At 75.4% G+C, this 22,781-nt stretch carries 26 protein-coding genes; 6 read left to right on the top strand and 20 right to left on the bottom strand.

Translation table 11 applies throughout. The features are described from left to right. Nucleotides 1–293 precede the first annotated feature (293 nt). The 10 genes from HLA93_RS06845 to HLA93_RS06800 form a co-directional block, all read right to left on the bottom strand. Nucleotides 294–920 (bottom strand): TIGR02234 family membrane protein, encoded by a 627-nt coding sequence (locus HLA93_RS06845; protein ID WP_222193599.1) that lies wholly within the window; start codon nucleotides 918–920, stop codon nucleotides 294–296. Next, nucleotides 917–2,437, bottom strand: a complete 1,521-nt coding sequence (locus tag HLA93_RS06840) for an anthranilate synthase component I (RefSeq protein ID WP_222193598.1) — start codon at nucleotides 2,435–2,437, stop codon at nucleotides 917–919. The genes HLA93_RS06845 and HLA93_RS06840 overlap by 4 nt, the downstream gene beginning before the upstream one ends. After that, a complete protein-coding gene (gene hisI, locus HLA93_RS06835; protein ID WP_222193597.1) occupies nucleotides 2,421–2,795 on the bottom strand; it encodes a phosphoribosyl-AMP cyclohydrolase in 375 nt (124 codons plus the stop codon). Before hisI ends, HLA93_RS06840 begins: the two co-directional genes overlap by 17 nt. 31 nt (nucleotides 2,796–2,826) lie before the next feature. Continuing rightward, a complete protein-coding gene (locus HLA93_RS06830; RefSeq protein ID WP_222193596.1) occupies nucleotides 2,827–3,552 on the bottom strand; it encodes a hypothetical protein in 726 nt (241 codons plus the stop codon). Between the two features lie 107 nt (nucleotides 3,553–3,659). Then, a complete protein-coding gene (locus HLA93_RS06825) occupies nucleotides 3,660–5,315 on the bottom strand; it encodes an FAD-binding dehydrogenase (RefSeq protein WP_222193595.1) in 1,656 nt (551 codons plus the stop codon). A gap of 43 nt (nucleotides 5,316–5,358) precedes the next feature. Next, nucleotides 5,359–5,868 (bottom strand): hypothetical protein, encoded by a 510-nt coding sequence (locus tag HLA93_RS06820; protein ID WP_222193594.1) that lies wholly within the window; start codon nucleotides 5,866–5,868, stop codon nucleotides 5,359–5,361. 150 nt (nucleotides 5,869–6,018) lie between these two features. Beyond that, on the bottom strand, nucleotides 6,019–6,453 hold the full coding sequence (locus tag HLA93_RS06815; protein ID WP_222193593.1) for a hypothetical protein: 435 nt from the start codon (nucleotides 6,451–6,453) through the stop codon (nucleotides 6,019–6,021). A gap of 55 nt (nucleotides 6,454–6,508) precedes the next feature. Then, a complete protein-coding gene (locus HLA93_RS06810; protein WP_222193592.1) occupies nucleotides 6,509–6,928 on the bottom strand; it encodes a hypothetical protein in 420 nt (139 codons plus the stop codon). A 42-nt stretch (nucleotides 6,929–6,970) separates the two neighbouring features. Then, the gene (locus HLA93_RS06805) at nucleotides 6,971–8,779 is read right to left on the bottom strand and encodes an ABC transporter ATP-binding protein (protein WP_308127983.1); all 1,809 of its coding nucleotides are present in this window, start codon (nucleotides 8,777–8,779) and stop codon (nucleotides 6,971–6,973) included. After that, nucleotides 8,776–10,581, bottom strand: a complete 1,806-nt coding sequence (locus HLA93_RS06800) for an ABC transporter ATP-binding protein (RefSeq protein ID WP_222193591.1) — start codon at nucleotides 10,579–10,581, stop codon at nucleotides 8,776–8,778. The genes HLA93_RS06805 and HLA93_RS06800 overlap by 4 nt, the downstream gene beginning before the upstream one ends. Nucleotides 10,582–10,815: 234 nt before the next feature. Between HLA93_RS06800 and HLA93_RS06795 the strand changes: the two genes are divergently transcribed. Continuing rightward, entirely contained in the window at nucleotides 10,816–11,445 is a 630-nt protein-coding gene (locus tag HLA93_RS06795) for a TIGR03085 family metal-binding protein (RefSeq protein WP_222193590.1), read from the top strand. A gap of 13 nt (nucleotides 11,446–11,458) precedes the next feature. Here HLA93_RS06795 and hisF read toward each other — a convergent pair whose 3' ends face one another. From hisF to HLA93_RS06775, 4 genes are read right to left on the bottom strand one after another with little or no spacing between them, the layout of a single operon-like run. Then, the gene (gene hisF / locus HLA93_RS06790; protein WP_222193589.1) at nucleotides 11,459–12,253 is read right to left on the bottom strand and encodes an imidazole glycerol phosphate synthase subunit HisF; all 795 of its coding nucleotides are present in this window, start codon (nucleotides 12,251–12,253) and stop codon (nucleotides 11,459–11,461) included. Beyond that, nucleotides 12,250–12,639 (bottom strand): RidA family protein, encoded by a 390-nt coding sequence (locus HLA93_RS06785; protein ID WP_222193588.1) that lies wholly within the window; start codon nucleotides 12,637–12,639, stop codon nucleotides 12,250–12,252. Before HLA93_RS06785 ends, hisF begins: the two co-directional genes overlap by 4 nt. Continuing rightward, entirely contained in the window at nucleotides 12,636–13,370 is a 735-nt protein-coding gene (gene priA, locus HLA93_RS06780) for a bifunctional 1-(5-phosphoribosyl)-5-((5-phosphoribosylamino)methylideneamino)imidazole-4-carboxamide isomerase/phosphoribosylanthranilate isomerase PriA (protein WP_222193587.1), read from the bottom strand. Before priA ends, HLA93_RS06785 begins: the two co-directional genes overlap by 4 nt. A gap of 37 nt (nucleotides 13,371–13,407) precedes the next feature. After that, the gene (locus HLA93_RS06775; protein WP_222193586.1) at nucleotides 13,408–14,253 is read right to left on the bottom strand and encodes a helix-turn-helix domain-containing protein; all 846 of its coding nucleotides are present in this window, start codon (nucleotides 14,251–14,253) and stop codon (nucleotides 13,408–13,410) included. 37 nt (nucleotides 14,254–14,290) lie between these two features. Between HLA93_RS06775 and HLA93_RS06770 the strand changes: the two genes are divergently transcribed. From HLA93_RS06770 to HLA93_RS06755, 4 genes are all read left to right on the top strand, one after another. Then, entirely contained in the window at nucleotides 14,291–14,851 is a 561-nt protein-coding gene (locus tag HLA93_RS06770; RefSeq protein ID WP_222193585.1) for a TIGR03086 family metal-binding protein, read from the top strand. A gap of 42 nt (nucleotides 14,852–14,893) precedes the next feature. Continuing rightward, a complete protein-coding gene (locus HLA93_RS06765) occupies nucleotides 14,894–15,493 on the top strand; it encodes a nitroreductase family protein (protein WP_222193584.1) in 600 nt (199 codons plus the stop codon). A gap of 16 nt (nucleotides 15,494–15,509) precedes the next feature. After that, a complete protein-coding gene (locus tag HLA93_RS06760) occupies nucleotides 15,510–16,283 on the top strand; it encodes an SDR family NAD(P)-dependent oxidoreductase (protein WP_222193583.1) in 774 nt (257 codons plus the stop codon). A gap of 197 nt (nucleotides 16,284–16,480) precedes the next feature. Beyond that, nucleotides 16,481–16,708: a hypothetical protein gene (locus HLA93_RS06755; RefSeq protein WP_222193582.1), complete on the top strand. Its 228-nt coding sequence runs from the start codon at nucleotides 16,481–16,483 to the stop codon at nucleotides 16,706–16,708. A gap of 11 nt (nucleotides 16,709–16,719) precedes the next feature. Here HLA93_RS06755 and hisH read toward each other — a convergent pair whose 3' ends face one another. From hisH to hisD, 5 genes are all read right to left on the bottom strand, one after another. After that, nucleotides 16,720–17,358, bottom strand: coding sequence for an imidazole glycerol phosphate synthase subunit HisH (gene hisH, locus HLA93_RS06750; protein ID WP_222193581.1), 639 nt, complete (start codon nucleotides 17,356–17,358; stop codon nucleotides 16,720–16,722). Between the two features lie 393 nt (nucleotides 17,359–17,751). Then, nucleotides 17,752–17,928: a hypothetical protein gene (locus tag HLA93_RS06745; RefSeq protein WP_222193580.1), complete on the bottom strand. Its 177-nt coding sequence runs from the start codon at nucleotides 17,926–17,928 to the stop codon at nucleotides 17,752–17,754. Next, the gene (gene hisB / locus HLA93_RS06740) at nucleotides 17,925–18,521 is read right to left on the bottom strand and encodes an imidazoleglycerol-phosphate dehydratase HisB (RefSeq protein ID WP_222193579.1); all 597 of its coding nucleotides are present in this window, start codon (nucleotides 18,519–18,521) and stop codon (nucleotides 17,925–17,927) included. The genes HLA93_RS06745 and hisB overlap by 4 nt, the downstream gene beginning before the upstream one ends. 4 nt (nucleotides 18,522–18,525) lie before the next feature. Then, complete coding sequence (locus HLA93_RS06735; protein ID WP_222193578.1) at nucleotides 18,526–19,632, bottom strand: histidinol-phosphate transaminase; 1,107 nt, start codon at nucleotides 19,630–19,632, stop codon at nucleotides 18,526–18,528. Beyond that, entirely contained in the window at nucleotides 19,629–20,933 is a 1,305-nt protein-coding gene (gene hisD, locus HLA93_RS06730) for a histidinol dehydrogenase (protein WP_222193577.1), read from the bottom strand. Before hisD ends, HLA93_RS06735 begins: the two co-directional genes overlap by 4 nt. Nucleotides 20,934–21,015: 82 nt before the next feature. Here hisD and HLA93_RS06725 point away from each other — a divergent pair, with 82 nt between their 5' ends. After that, nucleotides 21,016–21,945 carry an LON peptidase substrate-binding domain-containing protein gene (locus HLA93_RS06725; RefSeq protein WP_222193576.1) on the top strand — a complete coding sequence of 310 codons (930 nt, stop codon included), beginning with the start codon at nucleotides 21,016–21,018 and terminating at the stop codon, nucleotides 21,943–21,945. 81 nt (nucleotides 21,946–22,026) lie between these two features. Here the strand turns inward: HLA93_RS06725 and HLA93_RS06720 are convergent, their stop codons facing one another. After that, on the bottom strand, nucleotides 22,027–22,761 hold the full coding sequence (locus HLA93_RS06720; RefSeq protein WP_222193575.1) for a hypothetical protein: 735 nt from the start codon (nucleotides 22,759–22,761) through the stop codon (nucleotides 22,027–22,029). Between the last annotated feature and the right edge of the window lie 20 nt (nucleotides 22,762–22,781).

Here is a 22,781-nt window from a genome sequence, read left to right as displayed (position 1 = left end):
ACCTGTACCGCACCACTCGGACAGCGCAGATCACTGTAGAGACGTGCCGGTCCGGCCAGCGGGCGGGGGGCGGTGCGGCGCCCGCGCGGGCCGGGTGTAGACGTGGCCCGGGTCGCCGCGGGTCCCCGCCCCGGGCGCCCGTCTCCGGTGCAGCCGTCCGCGGCGAGGGGGCCGGTTCTCCTCACCCCTCGCACGCTCGGGGGCGAGCGCGGCCGCGTCCGCGGACCGTCGAAGCGGCCATGTTCGCCAACATGGCCGCTCTCTACAGGCGGGCCACGTCGGCGGGGCCTCGCTCAGACGGTCGGGTCGTCCCCGCGGTCCAGCGACCGCCAGGCCGCCTGGTGCCGGTCCTCGGCCGTCTCCGGCCGGGCGGCGCGGGCCGGTGCCGCGGCCGGCGCCCCGGCGCGCTCGTAGCGGCGGCCCATCCCCGGCCAGTTGCGCCCGCGTAGCACCACCAGCCCACCGGCGAGCACCCCGAGCAGGCCGGCGACCAGGGTGAGCGCCGGCCACGTGGTGACCGCGTCGGTGGTGACCTGCGACCCGCCCAGACCGACGGTGGCGCCCACGTCGGTGCCGTCGAGGTCCAGCTGCCCGGTGAGGCCGCGCAGCCCGGACCACCCGAGCACCCCGCCGGCGACGGCGACCAGCAGCCCGACGGCCAGACGACCGGCGCCCCGGACGGCGATCACCGCCACCGCGGCGGCGAGCAGCAGCAGCCCACAGGCGGCCACCAGCGGCGCGGCCTGGCTGCCGGTGAGCACCGTCTCGGTGGGTGGCAGCGGCGCGGGCCGGGTGATCGTCACGTCGGCCCAGGGCTGGCCGGACGCCGACAGCGCCAGCGCACCGGCGAGCGCGCAGCCCAGCAGCGCGAGGGTCAGCTCGCGGCGCTCGGTGCGCGGTGGACGCCCGGGCTCGCTCACCGGAGCTCCCGCAGCCCCTCGGCCGTCGCGATCGCCGACAGCACCGCCCGGGCCTTGTGCCGGGTCTCGGCCTCCTCGGCGGCCGGGTCGCTGTCGGCGACGATGCCGGCACCGGCCTGCACGTAGGCCCGCCCGTCGTGCAGCACTGCCGTCCGGATGGCGATCGCCATGTCCATGTCACCGCTGGCGTCCAGGTAGCCGACCGTGCCGGCGTAGAGCGCGCGCCGGGTCGGCTCCAGGGACTCGATGACCTCCATCGCCCGCGGCTTGGGCGCCCCGGAGACGGTGCCGGCGGGGAAGGTCGCGTCGAAGACGTCGAGGGCGTCGCGGCCCGGCGACACCTGGCCGGCCACGGTCGAGACCAGGTGCATGACGTGGCTGTAGCGCTCGACCCGCATGAAGTCGGCGACCTCCACGGTGCCCGGCACGCTGACCCGGCCCAGGTCGTTGCGGGCCAGGTCGACCAGCATCACGTGCTCGGCCCGTTCCTTGGGGTCGGCCATCAGCTCCTCGGTGAGCCGGACGTCGTCCTCCGCCGTCGCCCCGCGCGGGCGGGTGCCGGCGGGCGGGTGCACGATCGCCCGGTCGCCGGTGACGGTGACCAGCGCCTCCGGCGAGGAACCGACCACGTCGAACGGTGACTGCCGGCCGGCGAAGCGCAGCAGGTACATGTAGGGCGAGGGGTTGGTCGCCCGCAGCACCCGGTAGAGGTCGAGGGCGTCGACGTCGGTGGCCAGCTCGAACCGCTGGCTGAGCACGGTCTGGAAGACGTCGCCGGCCCGCACGTGCTCACGCACCCGCTCGACGCCGGCCTCGTACTCCCCCGCGGCCATGTTGCTGGTCACCGGCGGGGCGTCGGCGGTCTCCAGGGTGGCGACCCCGGGCGGCACGGCCTTCGTCAGGTCGGCGGCCATCGCGTCCAGCCGGGTGACCGCGTCGTCGTAGCCGGCCGCCGAGCCGTCGAGCACGTTGGCGATGAGCAGCACCGTGCCGTCGGTGTGGTCGAGCACGGCGAGGTCGGTGACCAGCATCATCGCCAGCTCGGGCATGCCCAGGTCGTCGGCGGCGCTCTGCGGCAGCCGCTCGAGCCGGCGCACCACGTCGTAGCCGAGGTAGCCGACCAGCCCGCCGGTCAGCGGTGGGAGACCGTCGGCGGCCGCGCGGCGCGGTGCCCGGAACCGGCGGGCCAGGGTGCGGACGGCGGCCAGCGGGTCGGCCGGCAGGTCGTCGGTGAGCCCGGGCAGCGGGTCGCCGAGCCAGGTCGTCGTCCCGTCGGTCTCGGAGAGCACGCCGGCGCTGCGGACGCCGACGAAGCTGTACCGCGACCACTGCTTGCCCTGCTCTGCGGACTCGAGCAGCACCGTGCCCGGGCGGTTGCCGGCCAGCTTGCGGTAGACGCCGACCGCGGTCTCGCTGTCGGCCAGCAGCCGTCGGGTGACCGGGACCATCGCCGTGCCCGCGTCCTCACGCGCCAGGAAGCCCGCGCGGGAGGGCACCGTGTCACCGAACCGCGGCACGCTGCACCTCCAGCGGGCGGTGGAAGCAGCTGCGCTCGCCGGTGTGGCAGGCAGGCCCCTCCTGGTCGACCAGGAGCAGCAGGGCGTCGCCGTCGCAGTCGAGCCGCACCTCGCGCACCCACTGGCGGTGACCGGAAGTCTCGCCCTTGGCCCAGTACTCCTCGCGGCTGCGCGACCAGTAGGTGGCCCGGCCGGTGGTCAACGTGCGGCGCAGCGCCTCGTCGTCCATCCAGGCGACCATGAGCACCTCGCCGGTGTCGTGCTGCTGGGCGACGGCGGCGACGAGCCCGGCGGGGTCCCGGCGGAGCAACGAGGCGACCTCGGGGTCCAGCCGGGGGCCGGAGGCAGGGGCGGACATGCCCAGATCGTCCCACCGCTCCCCCGGCCGGTCAGGCCCCGGGCTCGGGGTCGGCCGGGGGCCGGCCGGCCGTGCCGGTACGCAGCTGCGCCCAGGCCCGGCTCGCCGGCAGCGCGGCCAGCACCGCGGAGGTCACCGCGAGCAGCGTGAAGAGGACCGGGAGCACCACGGTCGGTGCGGTGTCCAGCAGCTGTCCGGCGCCCCGCGCGCCGACCAGCCACCACACCGACAGCACCAGCAGCGCGCCGTCGGCGAGCACCAGCCAGCGCCACCGGCCGGCCAGCGCGAGGGCCGCGCCGGCGACCAGCAGCCCGGCCAGCACCAGCTGCAGCACCACGACCCCCGGGCCGGCCATCGCGTCCGGCCGCCGGACGACGGTGAGCAGCGCGGCGAAGGCGGCGAGGAACAGCGTGCACATCAGCAGCAGGGCCGCAGCGGCGAACCCGAGCGACGCGGCCGCGACGACGGTCCCGGGTCGTACGGCGCCGGGTCGGCCGGGGGGCGGGGCCCACGGCTGCTGGCCGGCGTACGGCGCCGGCCACTGACCCGGCGGCGGGTACGGGGGCTGGGCGTACCCGGCCGACGGGTACTGGGGCTGGGCGTACCCGGCCGACGGGTACTGGGGCTGGGCGTACTGGGCCGCCGGGTGCCCGGCCGGTGGCTGAGCCGGCTGCGCGTAGCGCGGCGGGCCCGAGTAGGGAACCGCCTCCCACTCCACGCCGTCGGGGCCGCCTGTCGCCGCGGGGTCCCCGGTCACGCCGTCGTCCTCATGCCACCACTGTCACAGGACGACGCCACCACTGTCGCGAGGCCACGCCACCGCCGGTGCGGGACCGCCCCCCACGGCACCCCGCGCCGCCGCCGTCACAGCTGCGCGGCCAGCGCCCTCCCGGCGACCCGGCCGGAGAAGAGGCAGCCGCCCAGGAAGGTGCCCTCCAACGAGCGGTAGCCGTGCATCCCGCCGCCGCCGAAACCGGCGACCTCGCCGGCGGCGTACAGCCCGGGGAACGGTGCGCCACCGGCGCGCAGCACCCGGCCGGACAGGTCGGTCTCCAGGCCGCCGAGGGACTTGCGGGTGAGCACGTTCAGCCGGACGGCGATCAGCGGGCCGGCGTCGGGGTCGAGCAGCCGGTGCGGCGCGGCGACCCGGATGAGCTTGTCACCGAGGAACGTGCGGGCCTGGCGCATCGCGGTGACCTGGAGGTCCTTGGTGAAGGTGTTGGCGATCTCCCGGTCGCGGGCGACCACCTCGCGCTCCACGGTGGCCAGGTCGACGTGCGGGGAGTCGCCGGTGAGCCGGTTCATCCCGGCGACCAGCTCGGGCAGGGTGCGCTCGACGACGAAGTCCGCCCCCTTGTCGAGGAACGCCTGGACCGGCGCCGCGGCGCCGGAGCGCACCCGGGTGAGCAGCAGCTTGAGGTCCTTCTCCGTCAGGTCGGGGTTCTGCTCGGAGCCGGAGAGGGTGAACTCCTTCTCCACGATCTTCTGGGTGAGCAGGAACCAGGTGTGCTCGTGGCCGGTCGTGCCGATGTGCGCGAGGGTGCCGAGGGTGTCGAAGCCGGGGAACAGCGGCACCGGCAGGCGGGTGCCGGTGGCGTCCAGCCACAGCGAGGAGGGGCCGGGCAGGATCCGGATGCCGTGCCGGGCCCAGACCGGGGAGTGGTTGGCGATGCCCTCGGTGTAGTGCCACATCCGGTCGGGGTTGACCACCCGGCCGCCGGCGCCCTCGGTGATCTCCAGCATCCGGCCGTCGACGTGCGCCGGCACGCCGGAGAGCAGCCGCTGCGGCACCGGGCCCAGCCGGGCCGGCCAGTTCTTGCGCACCAGGTCGTGGTTGCCGCCGATCCCACCGGAGGTGACGACGACGGCCTGTGCGGCGTACTCGAACTCCCCGACCTCGGTGCGGGAGCTGGCCTCCCCGCGCGCTACGTCACTGGGCTCCAGCACCGCCCCGCGCACGCCGGTGACCGCCCCGCCGGTGAGCACCAGGCCGTCGACCCGGTGCCGGTGCCGCACGGTGACCAGCCCGCGCGCGGCGGCGTCGGCGACCCGCCGCAGGAAGGGGGCGAGCACGCCGGGCCCGGTGCCCCAGGTGACGTGGAACCGGGGGACGGAGTTGCCGTGCCCGGTGGCGGTGTACCCGCCGCGCTCGGCCCAGCCGACCACCGGGAAGAACCGCACGCCCTGCTGGTGCAGCCAGGCCCGCTTCTCCCCCGCGGCGAACTGCAGGTAGGCCTCGGCCCACTGCCGCGGCCAGTGGTCCTCCTCGCGGTCGAAGCCCGCGGTGCCCAGCCAGTCCTGCCGGGCGAGCTCCAGGGAGTCCTTGACCCGCAGCCGGCGCTGCTCGGGGCTGTCGACGAGGAACAGCCCGCCGAAGGACCAGTGCGCCTGCCCGCCGAGGGAGGCGGCCGGCTCCTGGTCCAGCAGCAGCACCCGCTTCCCGGCGTCGGCCAGCTCGGCGGTGGCGACCAGTCCGGCCAGCCCCGCGCCCACCACGATGACGTCAGCGTCGTTGCTCACCCCGGGGACGCTAGTGCTCTGCTGCCTGGCAGGCAGCAGAGCACTAGCGTCCCCGGCCCCCCGAACGAGCCGGGCGCGCGGCGCTCCACTGCCGGACCGGCCGTTGCAGCGCCAGCACCAGGCCGCCCACCGGGCCGACGACCAGCAGCAGCGCCCACCAGGCGGCCTGGCCACCGCCCAGCGCGGCGAAGAACAGCGCGAGCCCGATGAGTCCGACCATCGGCAGCACGCAGGCCGCCGCGAGCACCGCCGACCCGCTCACCCGGCTGCCGAGCGCACGACCGCGGTGCACCAGCACCGCGCCGGCGACCGCGGCTCCGGCCAGCACGACCGGTAGCACCAGGTACCAGCCCCAGCCGGGGTCGGCGTCCCAGAGGAGCCAGCCGAGGTAGGCGTTCTCGGCGGCCACGAGCAGCCCGAAGACGGCGGCGAACGGCGCCTGCACCGGCCGGGCCGGTGCGGGCGGGGCGGTCGAGAAACCGCGCCCGATCGGACGGCGCGGTCGGTGCTGGGAAGCCGCCGGTCCGCGGCGGCGGCTGGAGGTGGACGGCATGCCCGGCAGGTTAGGACCGCCGTCCTGGCCCCAGCGTGAGGGTCAGCTGGGAGGAGCCTGGGCGGGCCGGTCGGCCCGCGACGGACCCCGGACGACGACGCGGGCAGCACCGCCAGCAGCGGACCGGCCGTCCCGAAGCCCAGCCAGTGGTCAGCCGCGAGCTGTGGACAGCCGGGCGCACCGCCGGGCAGTGACCCAGCGGCGGACGCCGGGCAGCGCGGCGAGCACCGCCGTCCCGGCCGGCAGCGCCCAGATGAGTGGCAGGAGACCGTCGGACTCCGTGATCAGCCCCTCGGTGACGATCACCCAGCCGAGCAGCACGACCAGCGCCGCGGCGGGCAGGAACACCGCCAGCCAGCTGCGGCCGAGCAGGAGCAGCAACCCCCCGGCGAGCAGCCACACCGACAGCACCACCGGGACGGCGACCACGAGCCAGCCCCCGCCGTCGAAACTGCCGTTGGAGAACGCCAACGCGATCAGCGCGAAGAGGGCGACCGCCAGCGCGCTGAGCACCGCCAGCGGGACGGCGAGGAACACCGCGACCGGAGGACGGCGGCGGGCGGGGGCCTCGGGGGCGACGTGCACCGGGTGAACGTAGAGGTCAGCGACCCATCGGTGGGTCAGCCCCGCCGCAGGCAGCTCAGGGCGCCGGGGTGACGGTGAGATCCACGCCGTAGCTCGCGCAGCTCCCGGTGTCGTCGCACGGCTCGTCGTACGGGCTGCCGTGCACGGCGACGTGGGACTCCCCGGGGGATGCGTCCACCGGCACGGTCACCACGGTCCAGAAGGACCCGTCGGGGTCGACCTCGACGTCACCGAGGTCGACCGGGTCGGCGCGGCCCAGGGACAGCAGCTCCAACGAATACTGCTCCCGGCCCTCGTAGCGGTCGTCGCAGGCGAAGCCCGTCGAGGCGATGGTCACCTGCCCGCCGGCCGCGACCTCGGCGGGCTGGACGGTGGGCAGCTCAGGCAGGCAGTCCTCACCGATCACCCCCGGACCGCAACCGCAGAGACCGGCCGTGACGAGGACAGCGGCCAGGCCGGAGGACCAGGGGCGCATGCCGGCCGAGCATGCCCGGTCCAGGTCACGGCCAGGCCTCGGTCAAACCGCGGGTTCGGCCTGCCGCCCGGAGCTGCGCCGCCAGGAGGCGTGCAGCCGGGCGTAGGGGCCCTCGGCATCCACCAGCTCCTCGTGCCGACCGCGCTGCACCACCCGGCCGGCGTCGACCACGAGCACCTCGTCGGCCCGCTCGGCGGTGGACAGCCGGTGGGCGATGGTCAGCGTGGTGCGCCCGTCGGTGAGCGCGTCCAGCGCCCGGGTCAGCCGCATCTCGGTGGCCGGGTCGACCGCGCTGGTGGCCTCGTCGAGCACCAGCAGGTCGGGGTCGGCGACGTAGGCGCGGGCGACGGCGACCAGCTGCCGCTCCCCCGCCGACAGCAACTCACCGCGCTGGCCCACCGGGGTGTCCACGCCGTCGGGCAGCCCGGCCAGCCAGTCGCCCAGCCCGAGCTCGGTGAGGGCGGCGACCACCTCGGCGTCGGAGATGCCCGGCCGGCCGTACCGGACGTTGGCCGCGACCGAGGCGTCGAAGAGGAACCCGTCCTGCGGCACCATGACCACCCGCTCCCGCAACGAGGCGAACGCGACCTCGGTCAGCGGCACGCCCCCGACCAGCACCCGCCCCTCGGTGGGGTCCATCAACCGGGTGACCAGCTTGGCGAAGGTGGTCTTGCCCGAGCCGGTCTCGCCGACGATGGCGATGCGGGTGCGGGCGGCGATGGTGAGGTCGACGTCGTCCAGGGCCTTGCGGGCGCCGGCGGCGTAGGCGAAGCCGACGTGGTCGAACCGCACGTCCAGCGGGCCGTCGGGCAGCGCCCGGCCGTCGGCGGGGTCCTGCACGTCGGGCTCGGTGTCGAGCACGTCGAGCACCCGGCGGAACCCGGCGACGGCGTTCTGCGCCTCGTTGAGCACCTCGCTGGCGGTCTGCACCGGGGCGACGAAGAGAGTGACCAGGAAGAGGAACGCGACCAGGGTGCCGGCGGAGATGTCCCCGGCGATGCCCAGCAGCACGCCGACGACGACCACGGCGGCGTTGGCCACGGCCGCGACCAACTCCCCGCTCACGTAGACCGCGGCGGTGACCTTCTGCGCGTGCACCGAGGCCTGGTAGTGCCGGTCGATGGCGCGGTCGATGCGCGCCGCCGTCCGGGCCCGGACGCCGTAGGCCCGCACGGTCGGGGCGCCGACGACCGACTCGGCCACCGCGCCGAGCACGTCACCGACCCGCTCCCGGACCACGCCGTAGACCTCGGCGAGCCGGCGGGCGAAGTACTTGACCGCGACCGCCAGCGGGATGAAGCAGACCAGCACCAGCAGGGTCAGCTGCCAGGAGTAGAAGGCCATGACGACGGTGGCGACGACCAGCTGGCCGAGGCTGACCAGCCCCAGCACGCCGCCCCACTGCATGAACACCGACAGCTGGTCGACGTCGCTGGTGACCCGGGAGACCAGCGAACCGCGGCGCTGGCCCTGCTGGTGCAGCACCGAGAGGTCGTGCACGTGCCGGAACGCACGCACCCGCAGCCCGGCCAGGGCCGTCTCGGTGGTGCGGAACAGCCGCACGTTCATCCGGTAGACGGCGAAGCTGGTGATCAGCACCACCGCGGCGCAGATCGCGACCAGCTCGCGGACCAGGGGGAGGTCGGGCCCACCGGGGGCGTTCAGTCCGTTGTCCAGCGTCTGCTGGACGGCGATCGGCACGACCACCCGGCCGGCGGTGGCGACCAGCGCGAGGGCGAAGGTCGCCGGCAGCCCCTGGCGGAACTCCGGCATCATCCGCAGACCGCGGCGCAGCGTGGCGGTGGCGCTCTCCGACCGGCGGTCGGCGGTCAGCAACGGCTCGTCGCTCACGCGGGCACCTCCGTGCGGTCGGCCTCCGGCCCGGTGGCGGGTTCGGTCTGGTAGGCCTGGACCAGGCGGGCGTAGCCGGGCACCTGGGCGAGCAGCTCGGCGTGCGTGCCGCGGGCGGCCAGCCGGCCGTTCTCGATCCACACGACCTCGTCGGCCAGCGCGATGGTCGCCTGCCGGTAGGCCACCACGACCACCGTGGCCGGGCGGTCGCTGGCGCGCAGCGCGTCCAGGATGCGGGCCTCCACGGAGGGGTCGACGGCGCTGGTGGCGTCGTCCAGGACCAGCAGCCGGGGCCGCCGGACGACGGCCCGGGCCAGTGCCAGCCGCTGGCGCTGCCCACCGGAGAGGCTGGCCCCGCGCTCCCCCACCCGGGTGTCGAGGCCGGCGGGCAGCCGGGCGACGAAGTCGTCGGCGGCGGCGATCCGCAGCGCCTCGTGCACCTGCTCGTCGGAGAACGGGCCGCCGAGGGTGATGTTGTCCCGGACGGTGTCGTCGAACAGGAACGTGGACTGGGCGACGAAGGCGACCTGGCTGCTCACCTCCCCCTCCCGCACGGTGCGCAGGTCGACGCCGTCCAGCAGCACCGCGCCGGTGTCCGGGTCGGTCAGCCGCACGAGCAGCCCGGCCAGGGTGGACTTGCCCGAGCCGGTGGGGCCGACGACCGCGAGCGTCCGGCCGGCGGTGACGTCGAAGGTGACGCCGTCCAGGGTGGGCCGGGCAGCGCCCTCGAACCGGTAGCCGACGTCGCGCAGGCCGAGCTTGGCCCCGCGGTCACCGCTGGGGGCGGCGTCCGGGCCGTGCGGGATCTCACCCGTCGCCTCGAGCACCGGAGTGACCCGGTCGAAGCCGGCCATCGCCCGGGGCAGGTCGGCGAGCACCCAGCCGATCGCCCGGATCGGCAGGGCGAGCAGCGTGAACAGGTAGGCGATGGAGACCAGGTCGCCGGCCTCGGCCGCGCCACCGGCCACCCGCTCGGCGCCGACCAGCAGGACGGCGAGCGTGCCCAGGTTGGGCAGCGCCTCCATGATCGGGTCGAACAGGCCGCGGACCCGGCCGACGGCGACCAGCCCGTCGCGCAGCTCGTCGGCCTTGGCCGCGAAGCGGGTGGTCTCGCTGGCCTCGCGGCCCAGGGTCTTGACCACCAGGGCGGCGTCGAAGCTCTCGTGGGCGATCTCGCTGACCTCGGCGCGCAGCTGCTGGGCGCGGGCCATCCGCGGGGACATCACCTGGCTGTAGACCGCGTTGATCACGAAGACCAGCGGGAAGACGACCAGCCCGACGATCGCCAGCAGCGGGTCGGTGAGCACCAGGGCGACCGCGGTGATGGCGATCATGACCAGGGCGCCGCAGGCGAAGGGCAGCGGCGAGACGAAGAACCAGGCGGACTCCACGTCGGAGTTCGCGTTGGACAGCAGCTGCCCGGTGGGGTGCCGCTGGTGCCAGGACAGCGGCAGCCGGAGGTACTGGCCGGTGACCCGGCGGCGGTAGTCGGCCTGCAGCCGGTAGGTCATCATCCCGGCGAACAGCCGCCGGCCGATGATCCCGGCGATCTTGAGGACGGCGACGACCAGGATCACCAGCGCGGCCAGGCTCAGCGCCGCCGCCGTGGTGGCGCCCTCGTCGAGGGCCGGCAGCAGGACCCGGTCGGTGATGCCGCCGATGACGTAGGCGCTGGCCACCGTCATGCCGCCGTACAGGCTGCTGCCCAGCAGGGCGAGGGTGAAGATGCCGGGCTGCTCGCGGATGGCGCGGCGGACGTGCCCCAACCCGCGCCGGACGACGGCTTCTCTGCGGCGCGGCACAGGTGTCCTCCGGTGGGTGGTGCGATCGGTGCACCCAGCCTACTCGACTTGGTTACCCCTCCTAACGGATTACCGGACGACGCAGGCGCCCGGCCACGTCGGCGGACGCGGCCGGGCCGGACCGGCGGCCATGTTGGCGAAGATGGCCGGGCGCGGGACGGCGGCGGGGTGGTCGGGTCGGCGGAGGTGGCCGCCGACCCGCCCCGGAGCGCGCGGCTGGCATAGCCTCGGGCGGTGCCGACCTCAGCCGTGCCCGTGTCGCAGTCGGAGCGAGCCGCGCTCGCCGACCTGCTAGACCAGCTCGGGCCCGACGAGCCGACCTGCTGCACCGGCTGGACCACCCGCGACCTGGCGGCACACCTGGTGGTGCGGGACCGGCGCCCCGACGCCATGCCCGGGTACGCCCTCCCCGGCCCGTTCCGCGCCTGGACCGGGCGGGTGCACGACCGGGCCCGGGACCGTCAGCCGTTCGGCCGACTGGTCGCCGAGCTGCGCTCCGGCCCGCCGTCCTGGGTGCCGACCGCGTGGCCGGTGGTGGACCGGCTGGCCAACACCGCCGAGTTCGCCATCCACCACGAGGACGTCCGCCGGGCTCAGCCGGGCTGGGCGCCGCGCGAGCTCCCCCGCCCGGTGCAGAACCAGTTCTGGAAGACCGTGCCGTTCCTGGCCCGTGGCCGCTCCTCGTCCCGGCCGGCCGGTGGCCTGCTGGTGCGGCGCAGCGACGTGCCGGACGGGTCGGCCGGCAGCGAGCGGCGGCTGCACGACGGCGAGCCGACGACGACGGTGGTCGGCGCGCCGCTGGAGGTCCTGCTCTGGGTGAGCGGCCGACGCGACGTGGCCTGCGTGGACCTCGTCGTCGACTGAGCGCCCTCCCGGTTCAGCCGAGCGGGCGGTCGGCCTCGTGGCGGATCGGCACGCCGGCGGCGGCGAGCCCGGCCTTCACGTCGCCGACCCTCAGCTGCCCGAAGTGGAAGACGCTGGCGGCCAGCACCGCGTCGGCGCCGGCAGCGACCGCGGGCGGGAAGTGGTCGACCGCGCCGGCTCCGCCGCTGGCGATCAGCGGGACGGTGACCTCGCGGCGCACCGCGGAGATCAGCTCGGTGTCGAAGCCAGCCCGGGTGCCGTCGGCGTCCATCGAGTTGAGCAGCACCTCGCCCACGCCCAGCTCGGCGGCCTGCACGACCCACTCGACGGCGTCCCGGCCGGTGCCGCGGCGGCCGCCGTGCGTGGTGATCTCGAAGCCGGAGTCGGTGCGCGCCCCGTCGCGGACCCGGCGGGCGTCCAGGCTGAGCACCAGCACCTGGTTGCCGAACCGGTCGGCGATCTCAGCGATCAGCTCGGGCCGGTCGACCGCCGCGGTGTTCACCGCGACCTTGTCCGCACCGGCCCGCAGCAGCTTGTCGACGTCGGCGACGCTGCGCACGCCCCCGCCGACGGTCAGCGGGATGAACACGCTCTCCGCGGTGCGCCGGACCACGTCGTAGGTGGTCTCCCGGCTGCCGGAGGAGGCGGTGATGTCGAGGAAGGTGAGCTCGTCGGCGCCCTCGGCGTCGTAGACCCGGGCCATCTCCACCGGGTCGCCGGCGTCCACGAGGTCGACGAAGTTGACGCCCTTGACCACCCGGCCGGCGTCGACGTCCAGGCACGGGATCACCCGCACCGCGAGGCTCATGCCGCACCCCGGACCGCGTCTGCCTCGATCTCCACCAGCATCGCCGGGTCGATCAGCGCGGCGACCTGGACCATCGAGGTGGCCGGCCGGACGTCGCCGAAGAACGCCCCGTGCACCCGCCCGACCGCCTCCCACTCGCTGATGTCGGTCACGTACACGCGGGTGCGGACCACGTCGCCGAGTGCGAAGCCGGCGTCCGCCAAGGCCCGCTGGATGCCGGTCAGCGCCACCTCTGTCTGCGCCGCGGCGTCGCCGGGGTGCACGACCTCGCCCTCGACGGTCGCGGTGGTGCCGCTCACCCACGCCGCGTCGCCGGTGGCCACGACCCGGCTGTAGCCGACGACCGCCTCCCAGGGTGCCCCGGAGCCCAGCCGGACGGCGCTCATCCGGCCACCTCGGCGGTCAGCGCGAGCGCCTCCGGCAGGGTGAACTGCCCGGCGTACAGGGCCTTGCCCACGATCGCGCCCTCGACGCCGACCTCGGTGAGCCCGGCCAGCGCGCGGATGTCGTCCAGCGAGCTCACGCCGCCGGAGGCGACCACCGGGCGCGGGGTGGCGGCGCAGACCTCACGCAGCAGCTCCAGGTTCGGGCCGCGCAGCGTGCCGTCCTTGGTGATGTCGGTGACCACGTAGCGGGCGCAGCCCTCGTCGTCCAGGCGGGCGAGGGTCTCGTAGAGCTCGCCGCCCTCCTTGGTCCAGCCGCGCGCGGCCAGCCGGGTGCCGCGCACGTCCAGGCCGACGGCGATCCGGTCGCCGTGCTCGGCGATGGCACGCGCGCACCACTCCGGTGACTCCAGCGCGGCGGTGCCCAGGTTGACCCGCTTGCAGCCAGTGGACAGCGCCGCGGCCAGCGACTCGTCGTCCCGGATGCCGCCGGACAGCTCCACGTCGACGTCCAGGGCGCCGACCACCCGGGCCAGCAGCTCGCGGTTGGACCCGCGGCCGAACGCGGCGTCGAGGTCGACCAGGTGCACCCACTCGGCGCCGTCCCGCTGCCAGGCCATCGCGGCCTCGAGCGGGTCACCGTAGGAGGTCTCGCTCCCGGCCTCCCCCTGGACCAGACGGACGGCGAGGCCGTCGGCGACGTCGACGGCGGGGAGCAGCTCCAGCTTCGGCACGGGTCCAGCCTAGGGACCGGCGATCCGGGGCCCGGCGTCAGCTCCTGGTGGCGTGCCGGGCGGCGAACTGGCCGGGGCTCACGCCGGTCACCCGGGCGAAGTCGCGGCTGAGGTGCGCCTGGTCGGCGTAGCCGAGCACCGCCGCCACCTCACCGACGCTCGCCGGGTCCCCCCGCAGCCGCTCGGCCGCCTCCTGCAGCCGGCGACGCTGGATCAGCCACTTGGGGGTCAGCCCCAGCCGGCGCTGCGCCAGCCGCTGTAGCGCCCGCTCGGAGAGGCCGAAGCGCTCGCACACCTGGGAGACGCGGACGACCTCGCGGTTCCCCTCGACGAAGGCGACCACGTCGTTGACCAGCCGGCCGTCGTCGTCCACCGGCAGGAGGGGCCGCAGCGCGTCGCCGAACGCGGCCACCGCCACGCCGTGCGCGGCCGGGGAGTGCGGGTCCGGCGCCATGGCCGCGCGGACCCGGGCGGTCAGGCGCTCGCCCTCGGCGCCCAGCACGTCGGGAACGTCGACGTGCCGGTCGGTGTACCCGCTCATCGCACCGCCGATCAGGGCACCGGCCGCGGGTGCGCACATCACGCCGACCGCCCAGCCGGCGCCGGTCAGCGTGGTCGTGGACAGGCCGGAGACCACGCCGTAGAACCGGGCGTAGTCGGCGGCGACCACCAGCAGCGACACCGGGTACTGCAGGACCCGCTGCGGCGCCTCGCAGCCGGGCGGCACCGACCACACGGGGACCCAGAACCGCTGCAGCAGCCCGTCGAACTCCGGGGCGGCGGCGTACCGGTACATCACGTGCGAGGCGTCGCCGGGGTCCTTGAGGTGCGCACGCTCGATCACGTCCATCGCGGCCGGCACCCCGGGGCTGTCGGGTTTCATCAAGACCGAGCCTGCCGCACGCTCCTAGGTTCCGGCCATGACCTCCACCGCGACCACCGTCGCCGAGCGCTTCGCAGCCGCCGACCGTCCCCTCACCGCGTTGCTGGACAGCGTGTCCCCGGCCGGCTGGTCGCGCCCTTCCCCGTGCGAGGGCTGGACCGCCGCCGACGTCGTCGGGCACCTGATCGGTACGCAGCGGGAGTTTCTCACCACCCACGGCGTGGAGCTGGGCGAGGCGCCCGACGTCGCCGCCGACCCGGCCGCCGCCTGGCGCGCGCACGTGCAGCGGGTCATCGGGGCACTGTCCGACGAGGCCGTGCCCGCCCGGGGGTTCGACGGCTTCTTCGGCCCCACCACGGTCGGCGCCGCCTTCGAGCAGTTCTACGTGTGGGACATGGTCGTGCACCGCTGGGACGTCGCCCGCGCCGTCGGCGCAGACGCCGGCCTCACCGACGCGGAGCTGGACCGGATCGAGGCCGGCGCCGACAGCTTCGGGCCCGCCCTGCACATGGACGGCATCTGCCGCCCGGCGCTGGACGTGCCCGCGGGCGCCGACCGGGCAACGCGCGCGCTGGCCCGGCTCGGCCGCGGCGCCTGACCGCCGGCGGTCGGTGCCGGACCGCTGCGGCAGGGTGTCGGCATGGAGTTCCGGGACGTCGTCCGCCGCCGCCGCATGGTCCGTGACTACGACCCCGACCGGCCGGTGCCGGCCGAGGTCCGGGAGCGGCTGCTGGAGCACGCGATCCGTGCGCCCTCGGCCGGGTTCAGCCAGGGCTGGGCGTTCCTGGTGCTGGAGACCGCGGAGGAGCGCGACCGGTTCTGGGCCGCGACCACCGACGCCGGCCCGGCCGACGGCTGGCTGACCCGGATGCGCCGGGCTCCCCTGCTCGTCGTGCCGCTCTCGCACAAGGCCGCCTACCTGGACCGCTACGCCGAGCCGGACAAGGGCTGGACCGACCGGGACGAGGCCCGCTGGCCGGTGCCCTACTGGGACGTCGACGCCGGGATGGCGTCGCTGCTGATGCTGCTCACCGCGGTCGACGAGGGCCTGGGCGCCTGCTTCTTCGGCGTGCCGCCCGAGCGGATCGACGGCTTCCGCGCGGCCTTCGGGGTGCCGGCCGCCTACACCCCGATCGGCTGCGTCTCGGTCGGCTACCCCGGCGCGGAGGACAAGCGGTCGCCCTCGCTCAAGCGCGGCCGGCGAGGGCTGGACGAGGTCGTGCACCGGGGCAGCTGGTGACTGGTTGACTCCCCCGGTGACCTCGAACGAGCAGTCGACGACCTCCCGCGCCGTCCTGGTGACCGGCGCCTCCCGCGGCATCGGCCGCGCCATCGCGCTGGCCTTCGCCGCGCAGGGCGACCGGGTGGCGGTGCACGCCAACACCTCCCGCGAGCAGGCCGAATCGGTGTGCGCCGAACTGCCCGGCGAGGGCCACACCGTCGTGACCGCCGACGTCGCCGACCCCGAGGCGATCGGCCGCGCCGTAGACGAGGCCGCCGCCACCCTGGGCGGGCTGCACGTGCTGGTCAACAACGCCGCGATCTTCACCGCCCACCCGCCGCAGGAGGTGGACTACGCGCAGTGGCAGCAGGCCTGGGAGCGCACCCTGGCGGTGAACCTGCTCGGGCCGGCGAACGCCACCTTCCGCGCGCTGCCACACCTGATCGCCGCCGGTGGCGGCGCGGTGGTCAACGTCTCCAGCCGGGGGGCGTTCCGCGGCGAGCCCAACACCCCCGCTTACGGCGCCTCGAAGGCCGGGCTGAACGCCTTCGGCCAGTCGATGGCCCTGGCCCTGGCCCCGCACGGCATCTCGGTCGGCACGGTCGCCCCGGGCTTCGTGCAGACCGAGATGGCCCGCGAGGTGCTCGACGGTCCGGGCGGGGACGCCGTGCGCGCCCAGTCGCCCTACGGCCGGGTCGCCCGCCCCGAAGAGGTCGCCTCGGCGGTGCTCTGGCTCGCCTCCCCCGGCGCGCGCTTCTCCACCGGCACGATCATCGACGTCAACGGCGCCTCCTACCTGCGCAGCTGACGACGACCACGCAGACCCTGCCCCCGGCTCCTGGCTCCTGGCTGTGGTCGCCGGGTGGCTGACGAGCTGTCGCGCCTCTCCGCCCGGGTGGCCGATGTGTTCCGCGCCCAGGCAGAGGAGGACGCCCACGACGCGCACCCCGACCGGCCGTGCCCTCGCCAGCGCCGCCCTCCTCGGCCTCTGACACGATCGAGCGGATGACGACGCAGTGGCGACGCCCTTCCAGGCCGATCTGGCTGGCGGCCGCCGCGTGCTGGCTGGCCTACCTCGTCGGCGTCAGCCTGCTGCGCAACTGGCCGCTGGCCCTCCTCGGCTGCCTCCAGGTCGCGTTCGCCGCCGGCATGGCCTGGGACGCCCGGTGGACGCCCCGCTGGTGGCCCCGCAGGCGAACGGACCGGCAGCGGGGCTCGACCGAGCCGCGCTGAGCCAGCGGCGATCAGTCGAGGGTGTCGAGCCAGTTCGTGAGCAGCTGGGCGCCGGCGTCGCCGCTCTTCTCCGGGTGGAACTGGGTCGCCGACAGCGGCCCGTTCTCCACGCCGGCGACGAACCGGTCACCGTGCTCGGCCCAGGTCACCGACGGCGGCGTCAGTCGCCCGGTCACCCCGGCCTCGGCCAGCGGGAACTCCCGCACGCCGTAGGAGTGCACGAAGTAGAAGCGCTGGTCGGTCAGGCCGGCGAACAACGTCGAGCCCTCCGGCGGCTGCACGGTGTTCCAGCCCATGTGCGGCAGCACCGGCGCCTGCAGCTGCTCGACCACGCCGGGCCACTCGCCGCAGCCCTCGGTGTCCTGGCCGTGCTCGACGCCGCGCTCGAACAGCACCTGCATGCCCACGCAGATGCCGAGCACCGGACGCCCGCCCGCCAGCCGGCGGCCGATCACCTTCGGCCCGTCGACGGCCCGCAGCCCGTCCATGCAGGCGGCGTAGGCGCCCACCCCGGGGACGACGAGACCGTCGGCGTCCAGCGCTGCCTGCGGGTCGGCGGTCACGGTGACGTCGGCACCGACCCGGGTCAGCGCACGCTCCGCCGACCGCAGGTTGCCCGATCCGTAGTCCAGGACGACGACCTTCTTCACAGCTGCCACGCTACCCATCAGCTCGTCGGTGATCCCCGGTGTTCCAGCCCAGCACTGTGAGCTGCGGCCCTCGCGTCACCCGGCGACCACCTCTGCCCCCAGCACCGACCGGGCAGCCGACCGCGGAACCGTGGCCTGCTCGGCCAGAGGCTCACCCGGCCCTTCCTCCCCCGCGGGACCCGATGGAGCATGTCGCTCGGCGCACGCTCGTGCTCTGCGTGCGAGGACGACGCAGAGCACGAGCGTCGGACGAGCGATGGTCGCCCACTGCCGGGGCGTGTCCGGGATCCCGTTCCTCGCCGGACGGAGCAACACCCGCGGGGCGACCGACGGTCCGCCGAGCCGGGGTGGAGCGGGGCGGCGCCCTGGCACCGAGCAGCAGCGGGCAGTGCCTCAGACCAGGTAGAGGACCCCGGCGACGGAGGCCAGCAGTGCGGCGACCAGCAGCAGGACGGCGAACCCGATCTGCGCGCCGGTTCGGCCCTCGGTGTCGGAGTCGGCCCGGAAGATGCTGTACGCCCCGCCGAGCAGGAAGCCGCCGACCAGCAGCAGCGCGACCCCGAAGGTCACAGAGCGCCCTTGGTGGAGGGCACGTCGGTGACCCGCGGGTCCAGCGCCACGGCGGTGCGCAGCGCCCGGGCGAGGGCCTTGAACTGTCCCTCCACGATGTGGTGGGCGTCGCGGCCGGCGTAGAGCACCCGCACGTGCAGGCTGATCTTCGCGTTGAACGCCAAGGACTCCAGCACGTGCTTGGTCAGGCTCGTCGGGTAGTCCGGCCCGATCATCGGCGTCATGTCCGCGGGCTCGGCGTGCACGAAGTACGGCCGGCCGGAGAGGTCGACGGCGGCCTGCACCAGCACCTCGTCCATCGGGATGGTGGCATCGCCGTAGCGGGTGATGCCGCGCTTGTCGCCCAGCGCCTCGGCGAACGCCTGCCCCAGGGCGATGGCGACGTCCTCGACGGTGTGGTGCGCGTCGATGTGCAGGTCGCCGTCGGCGCGCACCGTCAGGTCGATCCCGCTGTGCTTGGACAGCGCGGTGAGCATGTGGTCGTAGAAGCCGACCCCGGTGGCGACGTCGGCCACGCCCGTGCCGTCCAGGTCGAGCTCGACGACGAGCGTGGTCTCCTTGGTCGCCCGCTCGACGCGTGCAGTGCGGTTCATGCCCTCAGTCTCCCAGGCGGTGGGCCGGGGCCACCTCACCCAGGGCGGTGAGGAAGGCGTCGGTCTCCTCGGTGGTGCCGGCGGTGACCCGCAGCCAGCCGGGCAGCCCGACGTCGCGCACCAGCACTCCCCGGTCCAGCAGCGCCTGCCAGGCGGCCGCCGAGTCCGCGACGTGCCCGAAGAGCACGAAGTTGGCGTCGCTGGGCACGCTGGTCAGCCCCATCGCCGGGAGCGCGGCGACGATCCGGTCCCGCTCGGCCTTGACCGCGTCCACGGTGGCCAGCAGCTCGTCGGTGTGCGCCAGCGCGGCCCGCGCGGCGGCCTGGGTGAGCGAGCTCAGGTGGTAGGGCAGCCGGACCAGCTGCAGCGCGTCGACCACGCTCGGGTCGGCGGCCAGGTAGCCCAGCCGCAACCCGGCCATGCCGAAGGCCTTGCTCATCGTCCGGCTGACGATGAGCCGTGGCCGCCCGGGCAGCAGCGACAGCGCCGAGACGGTGCCGGTGCGGGCGAACTCGGTGTAGGCCTCGTCGACCACCAGCACCCCGCTGGTCGCCTCGTAGAGGGCGGCGATGGTGTCCAGCGCGACCGCGGTGCCGGTCGGGTTGTTCGGGCTGGTCACGAAGACGACGTCCGGACGCACCTCGCGCAGCTGCGCGGTGGCCGCGTCGACGTCGATGGTGAAGTCCGCGCGGCGGTGCCCATCGACCCACGCCGCACCCGTGGCCGCGGTGATGATCGGGTGCATCGAGTAGGACGGCGTGAAGCCCAACGCCGTCCGCTCGGCGCCGCCGAAGGCCTGCAGCACCTGCTGCAGCACCTCGTTGGAGCCGTTGGCCGCCCACACCTGGGCCGGGTCCACCTGCTCCCCGCTGGTGCGGGTCAGGTACGTCGCCAGGTCGGTGCGCAGCGCGGTGGCGTCCCGGTCCGGGTAGCGGTTCAGCCCCTGCGCGGCCTCGGCCAGCGCGACCTGCAGGTCGGCCAGCAGCGAGGGCGGCAGCGGGTGCGGGTTCTCGTTGGTGTTGAGCGCGTACCGCACCGACAGCTGCGGGGCGCCGTAGGGCGTGCGGCCGCGCAGCTCCGGCCGCAGCGGCAGCTCCTCGAGCCCGGTCACCGACGCTGCCGGGCCCGGACGGCGGCCGCGTGCGCCGGCAGGTCCTCGGCACCGGCCAGGGCGTCGATGTGCCCGGCGACGTCGGCCAGCGCCTGCTCGTCGTACTCGATCAGGTGGATGCCGCGCAGGAACGACTGCACGCTCAGCCCGCTGGAGTGCCGGGCGCAGCCGCCGGTGGGCAGCACGTGGTTGGAGCCGGCGCAGTAGTCGCCCAGGGAGACCGGCGCCCACGGGCCGACGAAGACCGCGCCGGCGTTGCGCACCCGCATGGCCACCTCGCGGGCGTCCCGGGTCTGGATCTCCAGGTGCTCGGCGGCGTAGGCGTCGACCACGGCCAGGCCGGTCTCCAGGTCCTCGACCAGCACGATCCCCGACTGGCTGCCGTTCAGCGCGGTGGTGATCCGCTCGCTGTGCTTGGTGGCCGCGACCAGCCCGGGCAGCAGCTCCACCACGTCGTCGGCGAGCTGCTCGCTGGTGGTCACCAGCACCGCCCCGGCCAGCGGGTCGTGCTCGGCCTGGCTGATGAGGTCGGCGGCGACGTGGCCGGCAGCGGCGGTGTCGTCGGCCAGCACGGCGACCTCGGTGGGCCCGGCCTCGGAGTCGATGCCGATGAGCCCGCGCAGCAGCCGCTTGGCCGCGGTCGTGTAGACGTTGCCCGGCCCGGTGACCATGTCCACCGGCTGGCACGGCCCGGCGCCGTAACCGAACACGGCGATGGCCTGGGCGCCACCGACCGCGTAGACCTCGGTGACGCCGAGCAGGGCGCAGGCGGCCAGGACGCCCGGGTCGGGCAGTCCGCCGTTGGCCCGCTGCGGCGGGCTCGCCACGGCGATCGACTCCACCCCGGCCAGCTGCGCCGGGACGACGTTCATCACCACCGAGCTCAGCAGCGGGGCGAGCCCACCGGGCACGTACAGGCCGACCCGGCGCACCGGCACCCAGCGCTCGGTGACCGTGCCGCCGGGGACGACGTCGGTGGTGACGTCGGTGCGGCGCTGGTCGGCGTGCACCTTGCGCACCCGGGCGATCGCCTCGACCAGGGCGGCGCGGACCGCCGGGTCGACCGTGGCCAGCGCGTCGTCCAGCGCGGCCTGCGGCACGGCGAGGTCCGGGACGTCGACGCCGTCCAGCCGGGCGGTGATCTCGCGGACCGCCTCGGCACCGCGCAGCCGGACGTCCTCGCAGATCGGGCGGACGACGGACAGCACCGAGTCGATGTCGGTGCCGGCGCGGGGCAGCAGCTGGGCGAGCTCACGCGGCCCGGGCAGAGCGGACCCACGCAGGTCGATGCGGGACAGCACGGAGCACCTCCGGGTACGAACGGGAGAACACCCAACCGTAGACGCCCCGCTGCGGCGGCCCTGCTGCCCGTAGGCTCGCCGCGTGGCTGAGCCAGGGGCAGGGGCGGGCGCGGGCGGTCGCGAGGTCATCCCGCTGTTCCCGCTGGAGACCCCGCTGTTCCCCGGCGTCGTCCTGCCGCTGCAGATCTTCGAGCCGCGCTACCGCCGGCTGGTCGTCGACCTCACGGCCCGGCCCGAGGGCGCGCAGCGCCGGTTCGGGGTGGTCGCCATCCGGCAGGGCTGGGAGGTGGAGCGGGTCGCGCCCGCCGAGGCCCTGTACGACGTCGGCTGCACCGCGGTGGTGCGGGTGATCGCGCCGCAGAGCGACGGCGGCTACCGGCTGGTGGCGGTGGGTGGCGACCGGTTCCGGCTGCTCGACGTGCTCGTGCCCCCCGACGGCGGACAGGACGCCGACGCCGCCGAGCCGCCCTACCTGCAGGCCGTCGTCGAGTGGCTGGACGAGGAGGAGGCGGCCGAGGAGGCCGCCGGGAACGCCGACGGCCTGGTCGGTGCAGAGGCTGCCGCCGGGATCGTCCCCGAGGACGTGGTCAGCGAGGTGGCCCGCGGGTCGCTGGAGGTGCTGGCCGGCAACGTCCGGGACCTGTTCGCCCGCTACGTCGCCGACGTCGCGGTCCGGCAGGGCGGTGACCCCGACGGGCTCTCCGACGAGGTGCTGGAGGCGCTGAGCCCGGGCGAGCTGCTGCCCGAGGACGAGGGCACGCCGGCCGAGCTCAGCGGGACCGCTGCCCTGCTGCGGGAGGTCAGCGACGACGCGCGCGGGCTGTCCTACCTGGTCGCCTCCGCCGCGCTGCTCACCACCGAGGACCGGCAGGCACTGCTCGCCGAGTCCGCCACCCGTCGCCGGCTGACGCTGGAGTCGCGGCTGCTGCGCCGCGAGCTGACCCTGCTGCGGACGCTGGGCGCGGTGCCCGTGCCGCTGCGGCAGTTCGCCACCCCGATGACCTCGAACTAGGTCAGCAGGCCCGACTGCCCGTCGGCCCCGTCCACCGGCCCGCCCGAGCGTGCGACAGGTGCGGACGACGCGGCCCGCCCACTAGGACCGGGGCGCCGGCGGTGGGACGGGCGGCAGCGGTGGGCGTGGGGCCGACGGCACCGCGGCGGGGACGTCGTCCCCCGGGCGGCCCAGGTCGTCCCGGCTGTCCAGGACGGCGGCCACCACGTAGGCCAGGACGGCGAAGAACGGCCCCACCGCCAGCGCGGCAGCAGCCCCCAGGCTGAGGCCGGTGGTCACCGTCGCCCCGACCTCGGTGAGGTCGGCCTCGGTGGGTCCGGCCCCCAGCCACTCGCCCAGCTGCCAGGCGACGACGCCGGCCGCGAGCGACCCGGTGGCCAGCGCTGCCAGGGTCAGCGCGCCGCGGTGACGGCGCAGCAGGAACCACCCGGCGAGGCCGGCGAGCAGCCCGAGCGCGGCCAGCACCAGCACGAAGACGCCGTCGTCGGCCATGAAGATCTCGGCGGACACCGGCCCGTCCACCGGGACCACGTCGGCGTCGGTGACCCGGTAGTCGGCGCGCGGGGCCAGCCACAGCCACAGCCCTCCGGCGACCAGCCCGGAGGCGGCGAGCGCGACCACGGTGACCAGCGCGGGCCGCAGGTCCGCGCGGCTGTCCCGCAGTCCGGGCGTCCCCGCCGGGCGGGCCGGCGCCCAGCCCTGCCCGGTCACCGACGGCCCGGCCGGGACCGGCGGGGCGGCGGGCGCCCGTCCGGTCGGCACGGCGGGACCGGAGGGGAACGGCCGGCCCGGACCGGCGGGACGGGGATCGCTCACCGGTTCAGTCTCGCTGGCCC

The sequence above is a fragment of the Modestobacter italicus genome, assembly GCF_019799965.1.
GTDB lineage: Bacteria > Actinomycetota > Actinomycetes > Mycobacteriales > Geodermatophilaceae > Modestobacter > Modestobacter italicus_A.
The sequence above is the reverse complement of the archived record's forward strand: the minus strand, read 5'-3'. Positions and strand labels throughout refer to the sequence as shown.

Bases quoted from the DNA above. Each gene is read 5' to 3' on its own strand.
- HLA93_RS06775 (WP_222193586.1), bottom strand. From the start codon at position 14,253: ATGAAACCCGACAGCCCCGGGGTGCCGGCCGCGATGGACGTGATCGAG.
- HLA93_RS06820 (WP_222193594.1), bottom strand. From the start codon at position 5,868: ATGCCGTCCACCTCCAGCCGCCGCCGCGGACCGGCGGCTTCCCAGCAC.
- hisF (WP_222193589.1), bottom strand. From the start codon at position 12,253: ATGAGCCTCGCGGTGCGGGTGATCCCGTGCCTGGACGTCGACGCCGGC.
- HLA93_RS06810 (WP_222193592.1), bottom strand. From the start codon at position 6,928: ATGCGCCCCTGGTCCTCCGGCCTGGCCGCTGTCCTCGTCACGGCCGGT.
- HLA93_RS06770 (WP_222193585.1), top strand. From the start codon at position 14,291: ATGACCTCCACCGCGACCACCGTCGCCGAGCGCTTCGCAGCCGCCGAC.
- HLA93_RS06765 (WP_222193584.1), top strand. From the start codon at position 14,894: ATGGAGTTCCGGGACGTCGTCCGCCGCCGCCGCATGGTCCGTGACTAC.
- HLA93_RS06755 (WP_222193582.1), top strand. From the start codon at position 16,481: ATGACGACGCAGTGGCGACGCCCTTCCAGGCCGATCTGGCTGGCGGCC.
- hisB (WP_222193579.1), bottom strand. From the start codon at position 18,521: ATGAACCGCACTGCACGCGTCGAGCGGGCGACCAAGGAGACCACGCTC.
- hisI (WP_222193597.1), bottom strand. From the start codon at position 2,795: ATGTCCGCCCCTGCCTCCGGCCCCCGGCTGGACCCCGAGGTCGCCTCG.
- HLA93_RS06785 (WP_222193588.1), bottom strand. From the start codon at position 12,639: ATGAGCGCCGTCCGGCTGGGCTCCGGGGCACCCTGGGAGGCGGTCGTC.